Source organism: Sphingobacterium sp. SGL-16, from assembly GCF_011043515.1.
In the GTDB taxonomy this organism is placed as follows: Bacteria; Bacteroidota; Bacteroidia; order Sphingobacteriales; family Sphingobacteriaceae; genus Sphingobacterium; species Sphingobacterium litopenaei.
The window spans coordinates 41,322-63,815 of record NZ_JAAKGQ010000020.1 but is presented as its reverse complement, the minus strand read 5'-3'; the positions used below and the strand labels follow the sequence as shown (position 1 = coordinate 63,815).

General features: G+C 36.7%; 10 protein-coding genes. 1 reads left to right on the top strand and 9 read right to left on the bottom strand.

What is annotated here, in order from left to right; genetic code table 11:
- Window positions 1–180: 180 nt before the first annotated feature.
- Window positions 181–2,988: a glycoside hydrolase family 2 protein gene (locus G5B32_RS08805; protein WP_240899033.1), complete on the bottom strand. Its 2,808-nt coding sequence runs from the start codon at window positions 2,986–2,988 to the stop codon at window positions 181–183.
- A 301-nt stretch (window positions 2,989–3,289) separates the two neighbouring features.
- On the opposite strand from G5B32_RS08805, the gene G5B32_RS08800 reads away from it, so the two are divergent.
- On the top strand, window positions 3,290–4,573 hold the full coding sequence (locus G5B32_RS08800; protein WP_240899032.1) for a glycoside hydrolase family 28 protein: 1,284 nt from the start codon (window positions 3,290–3,292) through the stop codon (window positions 4,571–4,573).
- Between the two features lie 50 nt (window positions 4,574–4,623).
- Here the strand turns inward: G5B32_RS08800 and G5B32_RS08795 are convergent, their stop codons facing one another.
- From G5B32_RS08795 to G5B32_RS08760, 8 genes are all read right to left on the bottom strand, one after another.
- Window positions 4,624–6,915: a glycosyl hydrolase 115 family protein gene (locus tag G5B32_RS08795; protein ID WP_206366853.1), complete on the bottom strand. Its 2,292-nt coding sequence runs from the start codon at window positions 6,913–6,915 to the stop codon at window positions 4,624–4,626.
- Between the two features lie 142 nt (window positions 6,916–7,057).
- Window positions 7,058–8,899 carry a RagB/SusD family nutrient uptake outer membrane protein gene (locus G5B32_RS08790; protein ID WP_165291172.1) on the bottom strand — a complete coding sequence of 614 codons (1,842 nt, stop codon included), beginning with the start codon at window positions 8,897–8,899 and terminating at the stop codon, window positions 7,058–7,060.
- Between the two features lie 10 nt (window positions 8,900–8,909).
- Window positions 8,910–12,089, bottom strand: a complete 3,180-nt coding sequence (locus tag G5B32_RS08785; protein WP_165291171.1) for a SusC/RagA family TonB-linked outer membrane protein — start codon at window positions 12,087–12,089, stop codon at window positions 8,910–8,912.
- 9 nt (window positions 12,090–12,098) lie between these two features.
- Entirely contained in the window at window positions 12,099–13,574 is a 1,476-nt protein-coding gene (locus tag G5B32_RS08780; RefSeq protein WP_206366852.1) for a fasciclin domain-containing protein, read from the bottom strand.
- On the bottom strand, window positions 13,575–15,383 hold the full coding sequence (locus G5B32_RS08775; RefSeq protein ID WP_165291169.1) for a fasciclin domain-containing protein: 1,809 nt from the start codon (window positions 15,381–15,383) through the stop codon (window positions 13,575–13,577). It lies immediately after the preceding gene.
- Between the two features lie 6 nt (window positions 15,384–15,389).
- Window positions 15,390–16,856 carry a RagB/SusD family nutrient uptake outer membrane protein gene (locus tag G5B32_RS08770; RefSeq protein ID WP_165291168.1) on the bottom strand — a complete coding sequence of 489 codons (1,467 nt, stop codon included), beginning with the start codon at window positions 16,854–16,856 and terminating at the stop codon, window positions 15,390–15,392.
- Window positions 16,857–16,866: 10 nt separating this feature from the next.
- Window positions 16,867–20,124 (bottom strand): SusC/RagA family TonB-linked outer membrane protein, encoded by a 3,258-nt coding sequence (locus G5B32_RS08765; RefSeq protein WP_165291167.1) that lies wholly within the window; start codon window positions 20,122–20,124, stop codon window positions 16,867–16,869.
- A 14-nt stretch (window positions 20,125–20,138) separates the two neighbouring features.
- Window positions 20,139–22,355, bottom strand: a complete 2,217-nt coding sequence (locus G5B32_RS08760) for a fasciclin domain-containing protein (RefSeq protein WP_165291166.1) — start codon at window positions 22,353–22,355, stop codon at window positions 20,139–20,141.
- Window positions 22,356–22,494: the final 139 nt, after the last annotated feature.

Sequence of the window (22,494 nt, the reverse complement as noted above, 5' to 3'; positions counted from 1 at the left end):
CTTCCTTCAGATTCCCACTCGCGAAGGACACCCTTGCCTTAAGTTAACGTTTCCCACTATCAAGGCACGTTCGGGACTTACACCCTAGAGTTCACGCCCATGCCGGGCGCACATAAAAAAAAAGCAAACCACTACGAGTTTGCTTTCTAACCATACAATTATTAATAAACTATAAACCTGCTAATCTGTTAGGACATTGACCTTTGGCATTTCGAATTGCGTATTGTCTTTCGAACCTTTAGGTGTTCCAAAATAGAAATACAATGTTCTAGAAATAGTACCCTGCATTTTATTTAACTCACCTGCTGGACCATTTACCCCTGCATTATTGTTGATTCCTAAAGCTAATTTGGAACCAATCGCAGGTATCGCATCCAAGAAGGAAATATTTCCAGATGGCAACTGTGGATAACCTTGTGGACCTGACATACCATAGAATTCAAATAAGCGCACAAACAAATCATCTTGATCTGTGGCAACTAAAAATCTACCTTGCACACTGTTAAACATCATCCAATTTATATCCGAAAAGTATCCTTTAAATTCTGGGAAATTCCACGGACCAATACCCGGTTTTGCATCGTTATACATTTTCTCCCAAGCATTGCGGGTTACACCTTGCATACGATTTTTCCATACACGATAAGGACCATTACCTAACCATTTTGCGGAAAGCATATAACTTTCTGGGAAGTCAAAGCTCACACCTGCGAAAGGAACATTGCCATTCAGTTCGTAACTGTAATCCAATTTTAACCAACCATCAGGACGCATCGTCCAACGAATGAATTTTAAATCACCTGAATAAGTAGCTTCTATTATTTTATTCTCCCCCTCCTCTTTTGTCTCAATGGAAACAAAATTAGACTTGCCAGAAACTAAAATAGGTCCATTTTTGAAAGCCATTTTCATACTAAAATCATTGGCCAAATCGACCAGTAAACCTGTTTTCTTCGAAATGAAAGCAGTGATACCATTTGCTTTAAGGCTGAAATTCACTGAATCTTCGGTCAGCTCTACTGCTGTTTTGGTTTCTAAAGGTAATATGGAAGCTGTCACTTGGGCACTATTTTTTACTTTCCAAGACCAAGTATAAATTTCTTCTCCATGGTTATCGATAGCTGTAAATAATAATGCATCGTAGTCCTTCCAATTAGCTGGTAAATGAAGTTGAACAAATCCACTATCAGTAGGATTTATCGAAGGACTAGTTACCGAATGGACATCTTCTTTGGCAATTCCCGATTCATTATCATACGGTTTGTGATAATTCACCAGTCTATATTCGAATTTGCAATCTTTCAGGTTTGTAAAGTGGTATCTATTTTCTACCGCAATTTTACCATCAAACGCAGCTGGCAAATTTTTCATTTTAATATGAACTGGGGAATAAATCTCGCGGATCGCAAAGAAACTTCCTTCCTTTTGACGATGAGGACCTAATATTCCGTCCGGTGCATTTACCCCATTCACATCGATTTGATTATTAAAATCTGTACGAACTATACCTTCGTCTGCAAGGTTCCAAATAAAACCACCAGCACCCAATTTAGATTTCCAATGCAATTCCCAAATATCGGCTAATCCAGCCGCTGCACCGCCATCATCCTGCGCATGCAAGAATTCCGTCGGCATGTAAATATTTGGTCCTTCTAATATTTTCTTTGTCGAATAATAATCCTCATAATGATTACAGTCAATACCATTTAACTCATTGCCCGGGCGATGATGCGCGTGGATAACCGTTCTATTTGACAAATCATATTTACCGTATTCATTGACAAGGTCTTTATTATGTCCCCCCTCATTACCGTTCACCCATAAAATAATACTTGGATGATTCACGTCACGAATAACCATTTCTTTGACCAATTTACGACCAACTTCAGTTCCATATGCCTTTTGCCAGCCCGCTAATTCATCCATCACATATAAACCTAACGAATCACATATTTCTAAAAATGACTTATCTGGTGGATAGTGTGAACAGCGAATAGCATTCATGTTCATTTGTTTAATCAGTTTGACGTCCATCAAATCGATATTTCGGTTTACCGAACGTCCTGTCTCTGGCCACCACACATGGCGATTTACGCCTTTAAATTTAATTTTAGTTCCATTCACAAAAATTCCGTCTCCTTGACGAACTTCAATAGTACGAAATCCAAAGTTTTCTTTACTTGAATAAATGGTCTTATTGTTTTGTAATAAAGAATATTCAGCACAATACAGATTCGGTGTTTCTGCTGTCCATAATTTGGGGCTTGAAACCGATAAATCTAGTACAGCAAGCGTATCCTTCGGATTAATATTGGAAGTTTTACTCGCAATAATTTTTCCTGCTTTATCTTTGATATCTACTTTAACTTTTGTGTTTGATTGAATGCCTTCTAAATGTACATTAGTCTTGAAAGTACCATCCGCTTTTGCATCAATTGCTGTCCAAGCAATATGTTGCGTAGGTACAGCTTGCAAATACACAGGACGATAAATCCCTCCTAAAATCCAATAATCTGCCAATCGCTCGGCATTATTTACTGTTTTCTCTTTAGACATTTTCCAGACCACAACTTCCAAATTATTTTTCCCCCCCAACTTGATCTTATCGGTGATATCGTAAGAGAATCTATAAAATGATCCTTGATGAATTGCACCTGCTACTTGACCATTAATTTTAACCTCGGTGTCGGTCATCGAACCTTCGAAAACTATACTGATTTTTTTTCCTTTCCAATTCGCTGGAACGGTGAATTGATGTCGGTAAACTGCGTATTCTTCGTTGAATTGAAAATTTTTGCCATACGTCACGTAATCACGTCCATAATTATAACTACCGAATCCTTGTTGTTCCCAATGACTAGGCACAGCAATTTTGGACCATTTTCCCGCTTTGCGACCACCTGAAATCCAGAAATCCCAATCAACCGTATTGGTATTATCTGTACCGGACAAAAATTGAATTTCCTTTCTCTGTGCCAAACTGCACATCGAATTAGAGATGATTAAAAACAGGACAAGGAAATTATTTAAAAATCGTGGCATAGGTATCTAGAAATTTACAACTGATTATTTCTCTAAAATAGAAAATATAAACCTACTTACTATCCTGCACTATCCTTATGAAGGTTTTCCTTTGATTACTAGCTCGCCAATAAAATTTTAAATATTTTCGTAGTGATTATAAACGCAACAATATTTTATGAAATCCAATTGGCTTATTGCAACATTTCTAATTTTATGTTTTTCAACATATGGACAATCGTCCTTTCAGAAATCATCTGTCATTATAATGGATAAAATAGAGGTGGATGCTCCCTTTGAAATGCCAGATATTCTTATTCCCAATTTTAGGAATCTTCCTAAATACAACATTCTAGACTTCGGCGCTGAACCTAATGACAAAGAAAAAAATTCAAGGGCTATTGAGGAAGCAATAAATCGAGCTACAGCTAAAGGAGGAACTGTTATTATTCCTCCAGGCGAATGGTTAACTAAAAAAATACATTTAAAAAGCAATGTCAATCTACACCTTTCTCAGGGAGCCACTTTACTATTTTCTGAAGATCCCCAAGACTACTTACCTGCTGTATTTAGTAGTTGGGAAGGTTTAGAATGTTATAATTATTCCCCATTGATCTATGCTTTTGGTTTAAAAAATGTAGCAATCTCAGGAAAGGGAACCATAAAAGCACAATTAGATATATGGAAAAAGTGGTTTCCAAGACCAAAACCCCATATGGAAAGTATCAAAAATTTATACAACTGGGCACAAGACGAAATACCTGTTGAAAAAAGAATTATGGTCAATGATACCGCCAATTTACGTCCTCAATTTATTCAATTTAATCGTTGTGAAAATGTATTGATAGAAGATATCAAGATTAGAAATAGCCCTTTTTGGACTGTTCATCTGTACCTCTCCAAAGATATAGTTGTACGTAATATTGATATATACGCACATGGTCATAATAATGATGGTATTGATCCAGAGATGAGTCAGAATGTATTGATTGAAAACTGTGTATTTGATCAAGGTGACGATGCTATAGCGATCAAATCGGGTCGAAACCCAGAAGGTTGGAGATTACAGACTCCATCTAAAAATATTGTTATCCGAAATTGTACAATGAAGGATGGACATCAATTGTTAGCGATCGGCAGTGAGCTTTCTGGTGGTATAGAAAATATTTTAGTGGACAATTGCGTGGCTGGGTCTGGTGCTAAGTTGATGCACTTACTTTTTATCAAAACAAATGAACGTATGGGCGGCTACGTGAAAAATATTTATTTCAAAAATATAATAGCGCAAGATGTTCAAGATGGTATATTAGGTATAGACACTGATGTATTATATCAATGGCGAACTCTTGTTTCTACACGCATTAAAAAAACAACCCTAATTGAGAATATCTTTCTTGAAAACATCCAAGCTAAAAAAGGAAAATTTGTAACTAAAATTAATGGAAACCCTGAGTTACCAGCACAAAATGTGGTACTAAAAAACGTGTACCTAGAGAACAGTACGCAGGAGAGAATACAAAACAAACATGTAAGTAATTTTATTTACAATTAACTGTATACCAGAAGTCCACATGAAAGTGAGACTTCTGGTATAGAAATGAGTTAGTAAATAAGAATTTGATCTAACACAATACCTTCGTCCAATGCTCGAATGTGAATATTAAGTTTATTTGAAGGATTTGTGAATCTTAAGCTTCTTACAGTCCTATTCGTTAGTACATTTTCTTTCCATTCTTCTGATCTTCCGAAGGTTTGAATATCAAAAATTTGTTCTGGATTATCATTTATACTCACCACAAATCGAATATTTTGGCCATCAACAGGATGGTTGGGAGCTAAAGCAAAATCCATATATATAGAGTCTTTTTTTGACACTTTTACGGTATAATCCACAGATGAACCTTTGGATAAATGGATAGCATGACTTGCATACCCCAAGCCATATGATTTCGGTTTCTCACCACTAAATCTTTTATAGCTTAACCCATTAAGGATTGTAATATATTGCTTATCAATTGCCGTTGTTGTCTGAAATGTCTCACGTGGAACTCGATTAAATACTTCCAAATTACGTGGCTTATAGTTCATCATTCTTTTCCATTTACCATTTGAAATCGTATCATAATGCATAGTTAAATTCACGATTTTATCGAAAGCTGCATCACTTTGATCCCATGATGCTTTTGAATATCTTGCCAATTGTGCATACAAATGCTTGTGATTCATAGCTACCGAAGCCGTCACAGGATATTCCACCAATTGAAACCAAGTGCTTTGTTTATTGGCTGGAATCTGCTGAGTTAATTTCCGCACGCGTTTTTCAAGCAATTCGTATTGCTTAATCCTTGTACGTATTTCAGCTTCTGTCCATGGCAAGTCCTTTACTTTCTTTGTATAAGGGTCTTTTTCTTCTGTACGAGTATTTCCCATAAATTCAGGTTTTCGAATATATGCTAAACGATAATATTCATTTACTATTTGCATTAATTCCGAACTTATTTTTGGACCAAACTCTCTAGAGTACCATGTTTGAATATATTGATTTATTCCTTCTCTGCTGTCTTTTATGAGGTTCATGTTCCATGCCATATCTAAGAACATTTCAATAGCAAATTCAGCGGGTTTAATATCTCCAACATTTAGAATCCAAATATCTTTAACTCCACGTTCATAGGCTGTCTTCATTTGCGAATAAATCAAAGCAGGATGAGTAGTGGATAACCATAAATAATCGTGAGGTCGTCCCCAATAAGATACATGATAGTAAATACCATTTCCACCTCGTCTCTGTTGTTCTGATCCAGTTGGAAAATGGCGTATATAACCGTAATTATCATCACACCATACCAATGTTACATCATCGGGAATTTCTAAACCTAGTTTATATACATCTAATACTTCTTTATATGGAATAAATACCTGTGATACTTCATCTACTTTTGGATTTACATGTTTAGCTATCAACTTTCGCTGATCTTTGATAATGTCATTGAGAGCTACGCGCTGTTCTTCAAGTGTATTTGCTCCCAGCATTTTACTATCGTGTACACCACGAATGCCTAGTGTATAAATATTATCTGAACCTGCTAATTCTTGTACGCGCTGTTCCCAAAACGTAACTACTTGTTCTCTATTATTTACATAATCGTATGGCCCTACCCCTGCTAATTTCCACTCCGCATTTGTATTACGCATCATGGGCTCACAATGAGAAGTCCCTATGTAGATCCCATATTTATCAGCGATTTTCTTGTTTTCTGGCGTGAGATAAAAGGCTACTGTACACTCATGCATAGCAGGCCAGAATGTATTAGCTCGTAATCTAAGCAGCAATTCAAAGATTCGTTCATGTGTTCTAGGTCCTATTTCACCGGGCTTACTTTCTGGCTCATGAGTAAGAGAACTCCAGGGCAGTAAAGCAAAATCTTCATCATTTAAAAAGATTCCCCGATGCGCTACTGACGGATAATCTATCCTTTTATAGGAATCATGAAAAATATATTGATTCAATTTATTAGGAGTAGAATCAGCCCACCATTCCCAAGGAGATACTCCAATAATTCGTGACAATTCCAAAATTCCATAAGCTGTACCACGTTTGTCACTTCCTAGCACTAGGAGTTTATTGCCGACAACCTGAATCAAAAAAGCTTCCTTATGTTGTTTTAACGTTTGAATATCTAAAGGATTTAATAAATTTTCTATAGAAGAAGATTTTCCTAACGTGACTATTATAACTTCACTATCTTCCCTATAGTCCACAATTTTTGCTTGAAATACATTTTCAAAATCTCGCTTAAAAATAGAAAAAGCTGTAAAGACGACTTCTTCTGAATAACCATTAATAGATACACTAAGATTCTTTCCTCTATTTAAAATAACCTTTGCATGCAAGGGGTTACAACATATAATAAGTATAAGGACACAAAACTGTAACTTTAATTTCTTCATCGGCATAAATATTAAAGAATTCTTTATCAAGAAAAAAATCTGGACTATAAGGTCCAGATTTTAACACTAACTACTATTTATAAAACTATTGTATTTTGAATGGTAAATACCAATTACTCATGTTCATTAATTTCGAACGCACTTCCGCCGCTTTAGGATTATTGGCTTTGGAAAGTTTTTCGTATACTTTCTCTGCCAAAAACGAAGGATCATTTCTTCTGCGGGCTATACGCATTAAATCTGACCATCTTCCCCCTTCAAAAGCTAATTCTAAAGCTGCTTCTTCAATGATTTTATCTTCCAAATCTGCTATAGGCACATTATATTCAATCATCACGCTACCATAATTATTTGCAGTCCCTGGTCCGTACTTGATGCCAGGAAATTGTAATGCGGGCAGCATAGCTCTTCCACGCACTCCTACATTTCTATACCACACACCGCGCACAATATACTGATTATCACGAGCGTCAAAGTGGTAAGGTGACGATTCGGAGTAAGTAACGCGATCATTGCCAAAGCCTTGATGAGAAATCTGTGATTCTAATTCGAAAAAACTACCTGGAGCAAGCGTCGTATTATTTGATGTAAATCCTCCGTAATAAAAGGTGGATTTAATACCATTATTAAGTAAGGCATAAGCAACACGTCCATGTCCGTCCCGATTAGCAGCTTCGGCAAAACGAAGGTGTGCTCCTGCAGCTCTAGCGATATTCCACTGTCCTCCTTTATTTAAAAGCGTCAATGTTGATGTCGAGTTATCGGTATATTTAGTAATTACAGGATCTCCGGCAGCATCCACAGTATAAGATAATTTACCTCGAGCATCCCATGGAATACCATTTATATTAGTTTTGCTATTCCATAAATCCATTGATTTTTGAGAAGGCTTTATTTGATAATTTCCTTCTTTGGACGCTAATTCAATAAATGGATTCCCTGGCGCAAAAGAATTATGATATGGTATAGACCAATTCCATTCGGAATTCCAATGTCTATTGGTGTTTGGAAGTGCGAACAAACTTCTCCAGCCTTCTGTCAATGAATTTACTAAAGAGGCCCCTTCTTGTCCACGAGCAAATGAAACTTGGATATTAGCATCAGCATTATCAAACCATCCAACACGATTGTGATTAAACTGAATACTGACATTGGTATTCTTATCCTCCGCTGTGAGTGCTTTCTTATACCAGCGAGCCGCTTCCAAGTAATTTCCTTTCCACAAATATAACTCTCCAATGACATGTGGTTTATTCGCAAAAATCTTATTTGTATTATATCCATCTGTTGTAAAAATCAAGGAAGTTCCGTTAGGATAAGCAAAGTATTCCGTGTACGGCAGATCCTTCACGTCATTGATCAAAATGTCAATTAAAGCCTCGAATTTTGTTTTTGGCATCATATTCAATTCTTTAATTTGAGACACATCTTCAATATTGGTAGCCAAATAGGGTATTTCGCCAAAATGAATTCCCAACTGCAAATAAAGCCATGTACGCAATACCATTATGTCCGAATACCTTTGGTTATATTCCTCATTGCTTAACTTGCCCTCTCTCTCCATTATCTTGAAATTATACAACGCATCATTACAGCTAAAGATGACTTTATAAAATGATGTAGGATCGACATAAGGGTTGTCCTGCGTTACTTCATGATTAGAAAGTTGTTGCAGATAAGGGTTAGCATTACGTGTCACATCGACCAAGTCTGCTCTCAACTCATTCCACAATATGTATTTATCTCCTAAGGCAGCAAACTGTCCGTAAATCCCCAATACTGCAGCATCAGCATCCGCTAATGTATTGTACATCAACGTGCGATCTAATTTATCCTCGGGTTGAATATCCAAGGTTTTGCTACACGAAATGGCGAGTATGCTTGTACAAATCGTACCTATTAAAAAACTTTTCGAAAATCTTATCATATCCATAATATTATAACCCTAAGCGTACCCCAAATTGAAATGAACGGAATTGAGGCTCCAAAGTAACGTCTACACCTTGATGAAAAATATCCGCAGATTGTGCAAATTCAGGATCGTATCCTAGATACTTGGTAAATGTGAACAGATTATTAGCTGTACCATATAAGCGTACATATTTTAATATAGCTTTATCCACAGGAATAATGTATTCCACAGAAACTTGTCTCAAGCGTACGTAAGAACCATCTTCGATCCAACGATCAGAAAATCTCGCATTTCCCATTGGATCATTGTATGAAGCTCTTGGGACATTGGTGATTTGACCTTCTGCTTTCCATCTGTTATTTAATAATTCAGTTTGATTGTAGAATGAACTACCCGATTCTAATTGTGCTCTTGTGTAATTGTATACATCATTACCTAATGAATAAGTGATCAAAGCACCGAACTTCCAATTTTTATAGGATACCGTATTATTCAATCCTCCATATAATGTTGGGTTAGGGTTTCCAATCACCGTTCTATCTTGATCATCAATAATTTTATCACCATTGCGATCCGTGAATTTAGCATCACCCGCTTTAAAAGGGATTTTTTCTCCTGCAGTATTTAAGACACCCAAGCCTGCTGCTGCTGCTTCAGCCGAAGTACTATAAACACCTTCAAAGGTATGTCCATAAAATACATTAGGAGCCTCGCCCACACGTGTAATCATCGTACCGCCCGCATATGATGTATATGCTGTTTCTGGAAGGCTTGTTACTTCTGGTTTAGCATGGCTTATTGTCAAATTCGCATCCCATTTCACTTTAGAGTCCACGATTCTTCCGAATACGCCGATGTCCACACCTTTGGTTTCCATACTTCCATTATTGAAAAGATAATATGTCACACCCGAAACGGTATTCCCTCTATTGTAAGAAAGCATATCTTTCGTTCGGTTTCTGTACACATCAACCGATAAGTTGAAGCGTTCTTGTGCAAAAGATAAATCGAGACCTGCGTTAATTTTTTCTACATTTTCCCATTGTAAAAATGGATTACCTATACCATCTCTTACCAAGCCCTGAACACCTAAGAAATTTTGGGATACATAGCCTTCGCGAGCATTGAAATTACCAATATCATCATTTCCTAAAATACCGTAACTGGCTCTAAGTTTAGCTAAATTCAATGATTCACTACCTTTTAAGAATTCTTCATTGGATAGAATCCAGGCAGCACCTATAGCTGGGAATACACCGTATTTATGACCATTTAAAGCTACTCCTTGGTTAACTTTGCTTCCAAAACGGGAAGAGCCATCCAAAGAAACTGCAGCATTCAGAATATACCTGTTTTTGAAAGTGAAATTGGAAAGTGCATAATAAGTTTGATTTGCCCATTTGCCAATATATCCTCCATAGGTACGCGAAGCTGCGGTTGAGTTACCAATACTTACCAACTGATCTGTCGCTGAATTAAAACCTAAAGCATAATCTTGTTCGGCGTCGTGTTGATGATAACGGAAACCTCCCATAGCTTGGATTTTTAATTCATTGTCCAATTCTTTTTCATAAGTAAGGCGTGCATCGTTAGAGATACCGTAGTAGCGAGCGACTTGTGTACCAAGTCTGCTATATACCTCCATATTATTAACCGTATCCTTTGCTACACCTTTCTTCGGAATAAAGAAATCTTCTTGTGCCTTATCGTATGTTACTGCTGTCAAATTGGTAAAGGTGAATGCATTATCAAATTTGTAATCAAATTTAATAGACCCATGAAAACGATAGGCTTTCTTATTATTAATACCATTGAAAACTAATTGCATAGGATTGGAATAGCCAAAATAATCAGCTTCAGCATAGTTTGGAGACAATGTACCATCCTCCGCCACATCATTAGTATTCAAAAATGGAGCTTTAATCATGGAAAGGAAAAGCGGATTAGTTTTAGGCGACAAACCCTGATCCTTTAGGCCTTGCTGACCATACCCCACAGAAATATTTGTTTGCGCAGAAAGCTTTTGTGCTAAGCGCATATTACTATTGAAGCGTGCCGAATAACGGTCTTGCTGCGTATTATCTATAATTCCTTTTTCATTATTATAACCTACTGATAAAGCATAATTTGCAATATTATCACCACCTGTCACACGCAAAAAGTAGTTTTGATCCAATGAATTTTTCAAGACTTCATTTTGCCAATTGGTTTCGTTGTGATATATAGGATACAAATTGTAATTCGTATTATCAATATTGAATGGCATAGCTGCTATTTGCTCTCCAGTATAAGGAGAAGTCGCCAATACATCATTGAGGTAACTTCTATAATTGTAAGACTGCATCATAGGAATAGCTTTCGGTCTGAAATTATAGCTTGTAGTAGCCTGAAAATCAATTTTTGTGGCCAACTCTTTTGCATGTGTCGTATTAATCACCACCACCCCATTTGCTGCTCTAGCTCCATAAATCGCTGTAGATACCGCATCCTTTAGTACCGTTACATCCTGAATATCGCGCAAATCCACATGTTGCAAAGGATTATTCTCATGTCCTGAAGTAATCGAAGACGTTAACATTTCCGCATTATATACCACTCCATCAATGATGTACAGAGGTTGATTTTGTGTATATAAAGAGCCAATATTACGGACAAACAAATTTGCTCCCATAGAAGGTGTTCCAGATTTACGAACCACCTGAACACCAGACATTTTCCCTTGCAGATAACTTGCTATAGATTCTGAATTTTGTTCCCACGCATTGATATAAGCTTTTTGAGTTGCCCCAGCTGTATGTAGCACATCATTGTTTCCAAAAACAGTTTGCGTAGTCTCATAATTAGAGCTAAAGCCAATAGGATACAATTTTATTTGCATAGGTTTATCAAACAGTGCTGGGACAGTTTTTAGGATATATCCATCCATAGAAACATGGATAACTGCCCATGAATTATTTACTTCTACCTCAAATGCGCCATTATTATCCGTTAATTTGGCTACAGCACGCCCATATGTAATACGCGCTCCTGCTACAGGTTTATTTGTACGGCTATCTATTACTGTACCTTTCACAAGATTCGATTTTTGCTGCGTCGTCACGACTATAGCTTTCGCTTCCTGACTGTACGCAACGCCCACTTGCAAGCTCGTGAAGAGGCAAAGAGTAGTAATCTTAAAATTGAAAATATTATTAAACTTTATCATGCGTATTGATTATTGAATAATGGGAACAAATCGTAAATATTCCAATATAATCGGCCCAGTTCCGTTAGACATCACAAGGAGTGGAAGATTACCATACTGATTTTGAGACACTTCACCTAGATATACTTCACCATGGTTTAGCGGTTGTACACCAAACGTAAAACGCGTATCATTAACACCTAAATGGTTAACAACTGGTCTTTTATATAAATCAACTTCATTTGGCGCAATTAAATTAGGATCCAAGAAATGAACATATTGTGTAAAAGTTGCTGTCTGTGGATCACCAGGTAATCCCATAATTGCACGACCATAGACTTTATACCTTATGACATTCATTCCTGTGACTCTATATTTAGCATAGAATGCTGTCACATTATGGCCATGTATCTGAATATCCTGATACAAGTTGCCCAAAGTATCACGCTTATCCCTGAAGTAGGTATTTCCTCTTTTATCTGTTTGCTTATAGCCTATTGGGTTTACACCTAATACAATTTTTTCCTTTATCTGATTCTGTAACTGGAAATCAATACTATGAACGCGATAAACGACACCATTACTCGCTTTGTGTCTTGATATTAGACTTCCTGAAGGAATTGTAAATTTAGTACCACTAATCGACGTCAGTTCGCTATTAAGCTGGTTTTCCAACAAATCACCTTCAACGATAAAATCTCTTAACAAGAATTTCTTCGTGAAGAAAGTGGTTGTACTATCAGGTCGATGCGTATTTCCTTCCACATAATTCGTTTTGAAAAAAGGAGTTAGTTTATTCAATTCGGCTTCAAAATTTGCATCATCAATCACGAAATAAGTATACTTTCTGTTCTCAGTCGTCATATTGCGACGTACCTCTGACATCCATACTGGACTACTTTTATAGAAAGTCTCTCCATTTTCAACATAAGCTGTATCAAAGGACGAAATAGCCTCTACTTGTTTGGTATTCTCAAATTCAGTTTTAACTAACGTAAAAATATTGCTTAACGGCTTCAAAGGTTGACCTATCACATGATATAGTCCATTGCTAGCAGTTAAATTCTTAGCAGTCGGCTGTATACCATCAAAAGTACCACGCGTAAATTCTACGTATTTGTTTCTGAAGTTTAATGCTTTGACCGTATCTGTATTATCATTTACACTATAAATCGAATTGATAAGGTGATAGCCTACAAAACTTCTCACTACCGAGGTGTCATTGAAATTATACTGGTTTTTGGCCGCATTAATCGCTTCATTCGTTGGGATTAGCACCGTGTAGTTTTTTGAAGCTTTTAAAGATTCAGCATAACCCGATTTTTCCAATAATTCGGCAAAAGCACTGTATTCAGTTGTGGAAGAAACAACTTCGAACAAGTTTTTCTGTGTATTTGCATCATCCTTACCAAAATGTTCTTCCCATTTGTCATTACAACTAGCAAGACAAATGCAGAGCATCGGCACTATATAATTTAAAATTTTCTTCATGCGTATCTTTCTCATTTATTGTGGTCTATAGAATAATTCACCTGGATAATGGTGGAATCTCGGATAATATTGCTCTGGATCGTCTGCAGGGATAAAATGAATCATATCCAACCAAACACCATTACTTTGCCATCTTGGTTCACTAATAGCATAAAATCTCAAGGTGTGTCTGTCGGTAGTTTCCACGTTGATTGTACCTGCCAAACGTCCTACGTTCAATGTTCCGTCACCATCTTTTGGTCTCAAACCTTGTGTAATTCCATTTGGATTATAATCTCCCACTGTAGCATAATAGCGTTTGTAACCTTGTGCCAATAGCAAATTATCTGAATTTGGATCATCACGTAATACTGTTGTACTTACACCAGACCCGCCATTTAAAGTTTGGTTAACCATTACAAGGTTTGGTAAAATTTGTTCGTCTGGTTTTCCTGGGTTGAATGTCACTTGTAAATCGGCACCGTTACCATTCTGTACATAACAAACCCAAACTTTGTATCTACCTTTTACCAAGAAAGGTGTTTTGATTTCAAAGCTATGTGGTCTATTTGGACTTGTAGTACTCAATGTCAAATCTAGGAAATCACCATTTGCGTATGGTCTCTTATCACCAATAAGGGATACTCCATAGCTATTTGTTCCAATCGTACTTACATTAAGCGGATAGAATGTAAATGAATTGGCTATAGGCAGACCATTCGCAATTAAGGATACACGTTTATTACGGTATGATCCTCCTAAAGCAGAAACCAATTCCGGCGAGGAAGCGATATCAAAATAAACAGGTACTTGCGCTCGGACTTTTATTCTGAATGACTGTTTACTTTCGTGCAGTACGCCATTAGACGCTAACACATCAGAACGCGAACGATTTAATTCTGCTCCTGGCTCTAAAACTCCATTGAACACGTCTTCATTCAACAAAACTTTCGAATTTTCAAATTTCGTACTGATAATTTCTTTTGGTGCTAACGTATATAAAGTCATGGACTGAATAATATCTTCCAAGAACTTTCCGTCATTTACGATATGGTATGCCATGTATAACCACAAGCTATCTTTAGGATTTTTAGGGTTATTCAAGTGCGAATATTTTTGTTTGAAAGCAGTATAATCATTGATTCCTTGTGCTTTCAACACTGAATCCGATTCTACGATGACCGTTTGAAAACGTTTTTCTACTGGCACCACATTTCCACGTTTGAAATATAAGGTATCGTAAAATCCAGTTTCTTTTAATGCTTGCGCAAATATGCTATAGCGTGAATCGCTGTCAATAATTTCTGCTAAACTTAAAGCTGGAGGTGTCAACATTTTGTTAATGACATGGACCACACCATTTCCAGTCTGGATATTACTTTTAGTAATGCTAGCTGTTCTATTCACTCGGAAAGTCTGATTAGCCACATCGGTGTACAGATATTCACCAAATAATGTTGGTGATTTGATCTTACCATCCGTAAATCGTGTAGTTCCCACAGTATCACGTACGACATGGTATTTTACGATATCAAGTAATTCATTTTCACTAAAGTCCGTAATGCTCGATTTGCCGTTACTTTTTATCCATTCGTTTACCGCATCATTTGTAGGAGCGAATAAAGTATAGGTTCCATATGCTCCTAAAAATCCTGCTGATTTAGAGCGGTAAAGAATATCAATGAATAAAGAAAACTGATCTTTGTTATTTTCTAAATATCCTGTGATATTAACTTCATCTGTAGTAGTCTCTCTGTAATTAACCTTCTGACAGGCATTCATGAAAAATACTACTAATATTGTCAATACGCCGTATATCCAATATTGATTTGAAAATCTTTTCATATCGTTTTATTTTAGATAAAATGGATTCTGAACCAATGTGTTGTCTTTGAATAATTCCTCTTCATGTATTGGTAGATAGTGACTGTTTACGTCACGTACTTTATTCAATGCTGACTGTTGTACCGATGCATCGACTATCTTAGTTACGACATCGATAAGTACTCCAATGTTAGAATAATTGTCTTTTTTAGCTAGACGAAGCACATCAAACCAACGTTTTCCTTCGAAAGCGAATTCGCGGGCGCGCTCTTCAAAAATAAATTGAATAATATCGTCTAAATCACTCTCATTAAGTTGTCTGTTACTTGCTTCAATCGCGCCTCTGCTCTCCCTCAGCTCGGCGATAAGTTGTAATGCTTCTGCACCTCTACCTTGCTCTGCTGCAGCTTCAGCTTTTAGCAATAAAGCGTCTGAGATTCGAAAGATTGGGAAATTATAGTAACTAGGATTTTCTGTTCCGTATTTGCTAATCATACCACTGCTCAGATACAATACGCCTTCGCCACGGCTGTCAGATTTATCGACGTCTACTTCCATATTAGGCGGGAAGAAATCCATATTGATAACTTCTGTTAAAGCGATGTAAGGAATTCGTCCCACATAAACTAGTGGAGTTAATGGATTTGCTCTAGAGTCTTTGTGACTAATCTCAAAAATGGTTTCTGAACTAGAGATATCAAATGAATTAGAAGCAACTCGCCCAATAAGTTGATACCTTTGTGTAGATAACACTTTGTTCAATTCTACTTCTGCCAGGGCATATTGTTCCTTCCACATATACACTTCGGCCAATAACATGTGTACTGCAGGTTTAGTAATTCTTCCTGTGTTAGAAGGATTAATAGAGAAATTGTTTCCTGGAGTTACATGGTAATCTGGGACAAGTGTCTGTGCTTGTTTAAGGTCTTGCTCCAATTGACTCAATACTTTGTCAGCAGATACTGCTCCGATATTTTGAACATCAGTATCACGGTAAGAACCTTTAAGTTTAAGTGGAATTTCTTTGAATGTACGTATTAAATAGAAGTACAATAGACTGCGAATAGTTAAAGCTTCACCAACGTAACTATTGTAAGTAGCCTCCGTAAATGTAGGATCTACAGCTTTAGCTTCAGGAGCAAAATCAATCAAGAGATTACAATTGTTGATTACATTGTATAATGCTCCCCAATTTGCAATATCATTTGTACTTAATACATTATAATTTTTGACAAGTCTATAATCATCCGCAGCGTAACTGGACACATTTACCATGTCAGCTCTTAGCTCTCCCCACAAAAATACCCTTGTCTCTACTGGTCCGGCATTCAACGAAGAATAGATACCCATCAAAGCTGCACGCACATCCTCCTTCGTTTTCCAAAATTCTGCTTTTGTAATACCATCTTGAGGTTGTAGATCCAACCATTTATTACATGAGGTCACTACAAATCCCAATAAGGTTAATAGACCAACAATATATATTTTTCTCATCGTCTCTTAATTAAAATCTTGCATTAATACCTAAAGTTATTGTCTTCAACGGAGGTGTCATCGAATTGTCCATCAACACGGAGAATGCATCTTTATAGCGCACCGCTACATCTGGATCTTGACCTGTATACTTTGTGAATGTCAATAAATTTTCCACAGTAACATAGGTGCTCAATTGCCCCATTTTCACGCGATCTAAGAATCCTTTTGCAAAATCATACTTTAATGTTACTGTACGTAGACGTAAGAAACTCGCATCTTCTACATAACGGCTTGAACCTAACGAGTTGTAACCTGTACCATACAATGCTCGTGGAATATCGGTTACATCACCTTCTTTTCTCCAACGTCTCAATACGGCTGTACTTTGATTATTGTAGCTCAACATATCCGTTGTATTCATCTTGGTTGCATTGATGATATCCGAACCTTGTCTATAGTTGAAGAATGTCAATAAGGACCATTGCTTATTGTAACTTACATTTATACCAAATCCTCCTGTTAATTTTGGATTACTGTTACCTAAGTAAACAATATCTTTGTGGTCAATTACACCATCGAAATTGATATCTTCATATTTGGCGTCACCTGGTTGGAAAACATAATCAACCGTAGGATAATTAAAGCGCATATAGATCGTTTCACCATCAGGACTTATGATCTGGTTGCCTTCACGGTCTTTAGCTATTGTTTCGTCTTTGTCTTTGTAGACACCTTGGTAACGGAATCCATAGAACGATCCAAATGGGTTATCTTCTTGTAGATACGTGAAGAATGCTTTATTTCTCAATGAAGAACGCGCATTTTCTCGTGGATATAATGGTGATATTTCACGAATCACATTACGATTGTTTGCTATATTGAAATTGAAATTAACATTCCATTTATTATTACGTACCGGATTATAATAAACACTTGCTTCCCAACCGTCATTATCCATTACGCCGACATTCATACTTAATGAATTGAAACCATTGTAGCTTGCGATTTGGATATCATTCATCATCAAATCGGAAGTTCTGCGTTTGTACACATCACCTCCTAATATCAAACGGTTATTGAATAATTCGATATCTATACCCACATTCGATTGTGTGATAGTTTCCCAACGCAAATCTGATAACTCGATATTAGATGAATACACACCGTTCTCTCCTAAATACGCATAATCGAAAGTATTGTAAATATTGATATACGAGTAGTCGTTTCTAGGTGCGTTACCACTTTGTCCCCAGCTCGCTCTGAATTTTATATCATTAACAAAACCTAAATCCTTAATAAATTTCTCTTGTCCCATACGCCAAGCACCTGACAGTGATGGGAAGTAACCAAATCTATTAGCTGTACCAAATCTTGAGTTACCATCCATACGCATACTAGCTACTAAAATGTATCTATTTTTGAAGGTATAGTTTACTTGGCCTAACAAACCTACAGAACGACTTTCTGTCAATATTGATGTAGCATTTCCCGTTAGGGTACGCGAAGGAATAGATGGATCCTGCAAATAAGACGATCCCGTATTTGTTGATGACAAACCTTGAATTGTGTAGCGATCTTGATTTGTAAATAAAGATATATTACCCGTGAACAAATGGTCTAATCCAAAATTTGGGTTAATCAATAAGCTTGTCTTGGTACTCATATTGAACTTATCGTAATCCGAGTCATTCGCAACGTTTACCGAATTTTCGGTGAAAGGTCTACCTGTTGCAATTTGAGGCAAGAAAGTTTTGGTTTTATTATTATTAATGTTAAAAGATAAATTACTTGTCAAGGTCACGATCTGTGGAATAATCTGATAGCGAACCGCAAATCTTGAATTCAACACATCACCCAATTGGTTACTCAATGCATTTTCTGCCATTGATAATGGGTTATACGTTCCCGAGTATGTTCCTTGAGCTGTACTTATTGGCGTAAATAAATTTCCAGTTAAATTTCCATACTCATCATATTCCCAAATTGCTTGGTTTGGCATTTTGCGGTATGCAATATCCCTTACTGTCCTGAAATAGTTTTGATTGGTATTCACGTGCGTATATGACAAATCCGATTGGAAAGTAATACGCTCAGACACGATATAATCTAAGTTGATACGTGCTGATAGCCTGTCCGAAGAAGTTCCCTTTGTCGTACCCGCATTGTTAAAATATCCTAACGAACCCATATATCTCGCTTTTTCACCACCACCACGAATCTGGACATTATGATCCTGAAAATAACCTAATTGTGTAATTGCATCCACCCAATCACTATTATTGCTAAAATTGTGATAGGTATATGTATTGTATGGATCGTATTGGAATTGTTGTGCATTTTCTGAAGTAGAAAACACTCTTCCAGCATTGTAGAATTCCTCTAACAATAAGGTGGTATACTGATCACCGTTCAACAATGGAATTGGGCTAGGTTGTTTTGAAATAGAACCTTTGAACGTATAACCTAACGTTGGTTTGCTCACTGTACCCCTTTTCGTATTGATGACCAATACACCATTAGCACCACGCGATCCCCACACAGCAGTAGCAGCAGCATCTTTTAATACCGAAATATCCTGTATATCTGAAGGGGCAATATTTAATAATTGACCGTAAGCATTATCATCCGAAGTAGCAAAGTCAAAATCATCAGGAATAGTAATATCATACGGCATACCGTCCACTACTATTAGAGGGTCCGAAGCTCCATTCAAAGAAGTAGTACCCCTAATCTTAATTTGCATACCTGCACCTGGATCACCAGATACTGTAGCAATATCGACACCAGGAAGACGACCTTGCAAAGCTTGGTCAATAGATGCAGATTGCATCTCTTCTAATTCTGCCATATTGATCGTAGCGATAGAAGCAGTAGAACGTGCTTTAGAGATGCCCATTCCTGTACCATCATCTACAGGTTTTGATGCACTAATTACGACTTCTTCTACTTGATGCGACGTAGATTCAATTTGTACATTGATAGTTGTTCTTTCACCAACTGTGATATTGCCCGAAGGCTTATAACCTGTACTGGTTACACTAAGGCGTAAACCACTAATCTTTGTACGTAAACTATAATTTCCTTCAATATCCGATGTGGTACCTACGATAGTTCGATTTTCTTTGTCTTTTAAGACCACCGTAGCTCCAGCAACAGGCTCTTTAGTTTCTTTATCGGTAATTTTACCTACAATCACAGTTTCTGCTGTTTGCGCAACAGCGTCTGTGGAGGAAAAACAGAAGATAAATCCGATTATAACGAATAAAATATTTAAATGTCTTGTCATAATTATAAAATGAATTAGATTCCGTTTCTTAAATAACCAGATAAAGAATGAATGACAATACGCTGTCCTAATTGATTGCTTTTTGCAACATCTGCTTCCACCAGATTATTTGAGTTATCCCTTATTTGAAGTCTATTATTTTGGTTTGTTACTACTTCTACTACCTGTGTATTGCCTTCGACATCTTTACATAAAGTTTCGAATGTGCCTTGCTTTTTACCATCAATAGCAAAAGAGTTTCGAGCAATATGATATTGTAAGAAAAGTGTTATTTTGTTTTTAAGGACCACATCAGTAGTATTTTCGGCCGCTGGCAAATCACCATTGGCTATTGCTGCTGCTATAGCTTCATTATTTGGTATTAGCAATGTATAATTCGCTCCAATATCTACTCCTTTTACAATGCCATCTGTAGCATTATATAAGCTACTCGCAATGAGGTATCTGTAGAATCTGTTATACGGTGAATCCGCTTTATCAGCACCTAAATTACGAAGTAAAAATCCTGTATTGGTATTCGATGATGTCAAGGCGCCATCGAGGTATACTGCCACCCCATTAAGAGGTCCTGATTGGCTATTACCAATACTAATGGAGTCAATTTTAACATATCTTTTATCCACTGCACTGTCTTGTGTACCACTTGACATGAGTTTCATATTGTCAAATTTTACATATTCTCCACCGAAACTTTCTAAAATTCCCTTGCCAGAAAGTGTAGGAATAGGATCCGCTTCTAAAGGAATAATATGCGACATAATGATTTCGCGCATTTCAGGGGTACCATTACCACCCTTGAAACGTATTGGATCTGAAGTATTATATGCATCATAGGCAAATCCCATATCATATAGTTTTTCATCCGAAATCAAAACTAACATATAACGGATGGTAGGAATACGTAAAGTAATATGTAGCCCCATACGTTCTAAAGCCGTACGCATAAAACTATATTTCGGGTCTAATAATACATTTCCATATACCGATTGAAATACATTCGCTTGCTGTGAAGAGTTCACGCCGTAGAAAGCACCATTACTTAATATTTTTGACTCAATAATGTTTTGAGGCGTAAGTTTAGTAACCTCCCCACCAATATTAGGCTGCGAAGTAAACCTAGAAGGCCAAAGTTGTGTATTGTAGAAATGTGAATTAATGTATTCTGATAGCACTATGGGATTGCTATAGAATAGGTCTTTAATTGTTGTTCCTGATGGATAGTATTTTAAAAGTACACGTTTAGCGTAATCACGCACTGCAGCATTCGTTGGAATAGTAACAGAATAATTATTCATTTGTGCGTCATTCGCATCTTCTTTGATATAATTTTCATTATTCAGTGCGAATGCTATACTTGAATATCCTTTTACGAATACCGAATCTCTTTTGCCTGTTAAGACTTCATTCTTACGTGTTACGGTTGCATTGTAATTGTAAGTAGCGAAGAAGTCTAACATATTTTTGAATTCACTGTATTGTGAGTTACTACGTAGATATTGGTCAATACTTGGTTCTGGCATCAATACTTTGTCAACCACATGGATATATCCATTTTCTGCAATTATATTACTGCGTGCTGGGTCAATAGTTGCACCTAGAACATTTAAACCTGTATAATTGGAGTTGGGATAGAATGTTTTGTAGTCTGTTGCGCTTAACCCATTTGATGACATATAGGCATTGAAAAAGTAGGTTATATGCTTATTATTGTTCTCAGCCTCTATGTAAGCAGCTCCAGCTCCGCGATTTGTAGATATAATTTTTCTAATTTTTCCGTCACTTTGAACTTCATCTTCGACGAAATCATAATATACGGTACGTCTTCTAAAACCAAGTCCTTCAATCCATCCTCTTGAATGGAAATAATCTGCCAATTTTTCTAGACGCTCGCCGTCATAGATCATCGATGTACGTACAATCTTTTCAGCTAATTTTTTGTCAATTTGGCTGGTATCCGAAATACTATTTTCGGTCATAAATTGTTGAAAAGCGCGATCCGTTGGAGCGAATACCGTCCACGAAGAGGCAGATCCTAAAGTATTTCGATATCCAGCTTTTTCAATACAGGACAAAAAATACTTAAAATCACCCATGGAATCAAGCTGTTGGTAAATAGGACTAGCTAATCCTTTCGGTCTTCCGTAATAAGCGTCAAATGCTTCCTTTCTACATCCCACAATGATAATCGCGAAACATAAACACGTAAATAAAACAGTTCTTTTAATACTCATACAATTGTCTTGTAGGTTTATACTATTGATCATAGGTCTATTGTCCACGCCTTCTTAAGATTTTAAAACTGGAGACAATAGTTTGTTGAAAAAGGTATTACAGATTATTCCTGAGAATACCTACTTCATGCTTCTTGCT

Excerpts from the sequence above, each read along its gene's own strand:
- G5B32_RS08805 (WP_240899033.1), bottom strand. The coding sequence starts at position 2,988 with ATGTGCAGTTTGGCACAGAGAAAGGAAATTCAATTTTTGTCCGGTACA.
- G5B32_RS08800 (WP_240899032.1), top strand. The coding sequence starts at position 3,290 with ATGGATAAAATAGAGGTGGATGCTCCCTTTGAAATGCCAGATATTCTT.
- G5B32_RS08790 (WP_165291172.1), bottom strand. The coding sequence starts at position 8,899 with ATGATAAGATTTTCGAAAAGTTTTTTAATAGGTACGATTTGTACAAGC.
- G5B32_RS08785 (WP_165291171.1), bottom strand. The coding sequence starts at position 12,089 with ATGATAAAGTTTAATAATATTTTCAATTTTAAGATTACTACTCTTTGC.
- G5B32_RS08780 (WP_206366852.1), bottom strand. The coding sequence starts at position 13,574 with ATGAGAAAGATACGCATGAAGAAAATTTTAAATTATATAGTGCCGATG.
- G5B32_RS08775 (WP_165291169.1), bottom strand. The coding sequence starts at position 15,383 with ATGAAAAGATTTTCAAATCAATATTGGATATACGGCGTATTGACAATA.
- G5B32_RS08770 (WP_165291168.1), bottom strand. The coding sequence starts at position 16,856 with ATGAGAAAAATATATATTGTTGGTCTATTAACCTTATTGGGATTTGTA.
- G5B32_RS08765 (WP_165291167.1), bottom strand. The coding sequence starts at position 20,124 with ATGACAAGACATTTAAATATTTTATTCGTTATAATCGGATTTATCTTC.
- G5B32_RS08760 (WP_165291166.1), bottom strand. The coding sequence starts at position 22,355 with ATGAGTATTAAAAGAACTGTTTTATTTACGTGTTTATGTTTCGCGATT.